Here is a 4,146-nt window from a genome sequence, read left to right as displayed (position 1 = left end):
GAGCGTCACCGTCCAGCGGCCGCGCCCCAGGTCGCGCACCGGCAGCCGGGCGGTGAACGCGCCCGCCGGGTGGCCCGCCGCGTACCGCACCGGGTGGTCCAGGACGCGGCCGTCGGTGTGCTCGGCCCGCAGCCGCAGCACCCGGTTGCGGGGCGGTGTGCCCGGCGGCAGCAGCCGCCCGGCGACGACCAGCGTGCCCTTGTCGGACGGGTGCCACAGTGCCTCGGTCACCTCGCAGGGCGCGCCGCGCGGGGCCGGGCCGATGTCGAGCGAGAGATTGCCGTACGGGGTGGTGAAGTACGGCGTGACGCGGGCGCGCTGGCCGGGGCCCGCGGCCACCACGCGGCGCGCGGTGCCGATGTCGAGCCCCTCGTCGTGGCGGTTGCCGAAGCGTATGGTGCGGCTGACGCCCTGGGCGCGGACGTCGAGGAACACGTCCCAGACGCCGGGGCGCAGTGGGGCGCCGTCGTCGGCGGTGGCGATGTCGATGTCCGCCGCGAACTCCCGGTTGACCGTCCCGCCGCCCGCCGCGTCTGTGCCCTCCTCGTCCACCGCCGTGACCGGCACGCACAGTTCGTCCTTGGCGTCGCGGTGGCGCAGCACCAGTTCGGTGCGGTCCTCGGGACCGGCGTCCAGTCCCTTGACCTCGGCCCGGCCGCGGACCCGCAGGGTGGAGCCGCCGTGCCAGGCGGCGCCGGTGAGATGGTGGCGCACCGGCAGCCGGTCGGTGACGTCGAAGCAGTCGTCGGGGACGTCGGCCGCCGGGTCGCGGAAGAAGGGGTGCAGCCAGTACACGCGCCCCTTCTCGACCAGACGGCCGCGGCCCGCGTCCTCCTTGGCGGCGCGGATGACCGTCAGCAGATCGTCGAAGCGGCCGGTGCGCAGCAGGTGGACCATCAGCCGTTCGGGCGCGGTGAGGGTGCGGAAGAGCGCGTCCGAGCAGTGGTCGGTCGCCCAGCGGCGCAGCTCGGGGAGGAACCGCGTCCGCGCCTCGGTCTCGTCCTCGCGGGGCAGGGCGCGCAGCGCGCCGCACAGCTCCCGGCGGATGTGGCGCCGCATCACATGGTCGCGGCGCGGGCCGGGCTGGGTGTAGCGGGCGGCGGTCTGGAACAGCAGCCGGATGGCGTCGATGCGATCGGTGAGGCCGGTGCGGGCGGGGTTCCGCGCGGTCGTCCCGCGGCGGGTGAGGTGGTAGCAGTCGTAGTCGGCGACGACGGAGATGGCGGAGGCGTTGAGGTAGGCCGCCGCGGTGAAGGGCTGGTCCTCGTCGGTGCGGCAGTCCTCCGGGAACCGCAGGTGGAACCGTTCGATGAGGGAGCGGCGGAACAGCTTCCACGGGCCGAGCGTGGAGTAGGCGTGCGAGCCGACGACATCGGTGCGCAGCTGGTTGTGGCGGAACACCGCCCGGGGGACGCCGCGCCCGGTGGGGGAGGCCATCCTGCCGAGCACGACGTCGGTGCCGTTCTGGTCGGCCATGGCGACCATGCGGCGCAGCGCGTCGGGGCCCAGGTAGCCGTCGGCGTCGAGGAAGAACACGTACTCGCCGCGGGCGAGGTCGAGTCCGGTGTTGCGGTGCCTGCCCGGGCCACCGCCGGGCTCCTGGTGGACGACCTTGAGCGCGGGGCAGTCGGCGGCCAGCCGGTCCAGCTCCGCGGCGGTGCCGTCCGTCGATCCGGCGTCGATCGCGATGATCTCCAGCCGGGCGATGCCTATGGTCTGCTCCATGGCGGAGGTGAGGGCTCGGGTCAGGGCGGGCATGGCGTTGCGGGCGGGGACGATCACGCTGACGCGGGGGCGCGGGCCGGGGCGTGGGGTACGCGGCAACATGCGGGCTCCGGTGGGTGAGATGGGCTCAGGCGGCGTCGCCGGGGGGCGCGGACGGGCGGGTGCGGCGGGGGCCGCCGTGGCCGACGCGGGTGCGGTCGGCAGCCCGTGCGTCCGCGGCCCATCTGCCGTCGGTGGGCGCCTGGGTGAGGCCGACGGCTATGACGTGCTGCGTTCCCATGATCGCTCCTGAGTCCTGGGTGGCTGCTCATGGTCGGGGCCGGGGGTGAGGGATGGGTGTGGGTCGTACGGCCGGCGGGTGACGGACCAGCGTCCGGGGTGCCCCGGTACGACGTACGGCACGCCCGACCCGTTCACTTCGCGGGCGGCGGCGCGGAAGGAGCGCACGGGCACGGTGCGGTCGCCGGATGCTCATCGGGTGCTCCCTCAGCTCCCTCGCGGATCGTCTGGAGTTCGCGCAGCCGGATGAGCGCCTCGCCCTTCGCGGCGAGAGCGTCGACCGCCTCGTTGAAGCGCTGGATGGACGGCGGGGACGCGGGGCCGAGCAGATACGCCCTCAGCTCGTGGCGGGCGGCGCGCAGCGTGTCCCGGTCGGGCTGGAACAGCAGCCGTACGAGCTCCTCCACCCCGTTGGCCTCCGGATCGAGCAGATAGGCGGCGCGGGCCACGGTGTGCTGCCGCCGGAACTCCTCCGCGCCGACGCCCGCCGCATCGGTGAGGGCGTACGGCTTGAGGGTGGCGATGAAGTCCGCGACCACGCCGGAGAGGTCACCGATCAGCAGATCGGCCTGGTCGAAACAGGAGTGGAGGGCAGGGGTGTCCGCCTCCACCACCTGGTGCAGCCAGGGTGGCGAGGCCGCCCAGTGCGCCCGGTGCCACTGCTCGCCCAGCTCCCCGGCCTCGGCCACCGCCGCCGGATCGGGTGCGGCGCTGTCGCGGGTGAGCATGGCCTCGTCGGCGTAGGCCGGGCGCAGCCGCGCGTGCAGCGCGGCGATACGTCGTGTCAGCTCGGCCCGGCAGCGGGTGGCCTCGGCGCGCAGCGCCCCGGCCTCCTCGGGCTCGTCCGTCCCCTGCCCGGCCCGCCGCTCGTTCGCGGCGCCGATCAGGGCGACGATGCGCCGGTGCGCGGCGGACCGGCGGTCGGCGGCGGGGTGCGGCCGGTAGAGGACCCGGACCGGCGGCTCGCTCTCCAGCAGCCGCCGCACGAGCGTCTCGCCTTCGGCCGCCGGCGAGGCGGGGCCAGGGGCGTAGAGCACGGTGGGGAGGGGTACGCCGTCGCCCTCCTGGACCTCCTGGACCTGGAGGCCGTCCAGCTGGGGCCGCCCCACCTCCACGATGTCCGCGTCCTCGACCCCGACCGCCGCCTCCGCGTACCGCTGCCGCCCGGCCCGCCCCGCGACCCACACCTGGTCGTAGACCTTGCTGTACGGATCGACCCCGGTGGCCGAGTCGCCGTCGCCATGACCGTCGCCATGGTCCAGGAACACGTGCTGCATGGTGGGGATGCGCAGCAGATGGATGTTTTCGCCGACGTTCGCCGGATAGAGCGCGACCCGCACACTGCCGAGATCCAGCCTCCGCAGATGCGTCCCGTCCGGCACGCACAGCACCGGCAGCACGGTCGGCGCCAGCACCTCCAGCAGATGCCGCTCCCGCACGATCACCAGCGCCGGGGCGCGCAGCGCCGCCACCGTCTCCAGCCACATGCCGACCTGGTATGCGGACGCCCGCGGCCCCGAGAAGTACAGCACCGTCTCCGGCCGGTGCCGGACCAGCCAGGCGTTCACCTCGCCCAGCACCCGCGCCGGGCCCGGCAGCCGGAGCGCCCCCACGAGGTACGGCAGCAGCGCCAGCACCGTCACCGCACACCCCCCGGCCGCCGCGGTCAGCCCCGCCACCACCCAGCGGGCGTCCCCGGTGACCAGCGTCGCCCCCAGCCCGCCCAGCGCCGCCACCTCGTACGCCAGCATCCGCAGCCCCGGCCACTCGGTCAGCCGCCGCGGCGGCCGGTCGCTGATGCCCAGCCGTCGCAGGTCGATATGGCGCGCCGCGACCGCGAGCCGCCGCCGACGGCCGATCAGCGTGCATATCGCGGCATGCAGCGCTTGACCGCCCAGCAGACACAGCACCAGCGCCATCGCCGACGCCAGCCCGACCGGACCGGTCACATGCATCCGCCCCAGCAGCAGAAGCAGCAGAACACACCGCAACTCGAAGCGCAGCGTCTCCCCGACATGCAGCCGCCCCAGACGCCCCATCAACCCCGGCGCCGTGCGCTGCATCACCAGATCACCCCCGACCCCCACCACCCCCGCCCCCACGAACACCCCACCCACGCCCGTGACGGCGGTCCCCGCCATC

The 4,146-nt window shown here is 74.9% G+C and carries 3 protein-coding genes; all 3 read right to left on the bottom strand.

Annotated features, from left to right (window positions below):
- The coding region (locus EEJ42_RS33575) for a glycosyltransferase (RefSeq protein ID WP_148082120.1) at positions 1 to 1,827 on the bottom strand (1,827 nt) is incomplete at its 3' end.
- Positions 1,828 to 1,852: 25 nt separating this feature from the next.
- A complete protein-coding gene (locus tag EEJ42_RS51315) occupies positions 1,853 to 2,005 on the bottom strand; it encodes a hypothetical protein (protein ID WP_184503404.1) in 153 nt (50 codons plus the stop codon).
- Positions 2,006 to 2,138: 133 nt separating this feature from the next.
- Positions 2,139 to 4,146 (bottom strand): hypothetical protein (locus tag EEJ42_RS33570; RefSeq protein WP_123105819.1); only part of this gene is annotated, 2,008 nt, incomplete at its 5' end.

This window comes from Streptomyces botrytidirepellens, assembly GCF_003721215.1.
Classification (GTDB): domain Bacteria; phylum Actinomycetota; class Actinomycetes; order Streptomycetales; family Streptomycetaceae; genus Streptomyces; species Streptomyces himastatinicus.
This window is presented reverse-complemented; position numbering and strand designations above follow the sequence as displayed.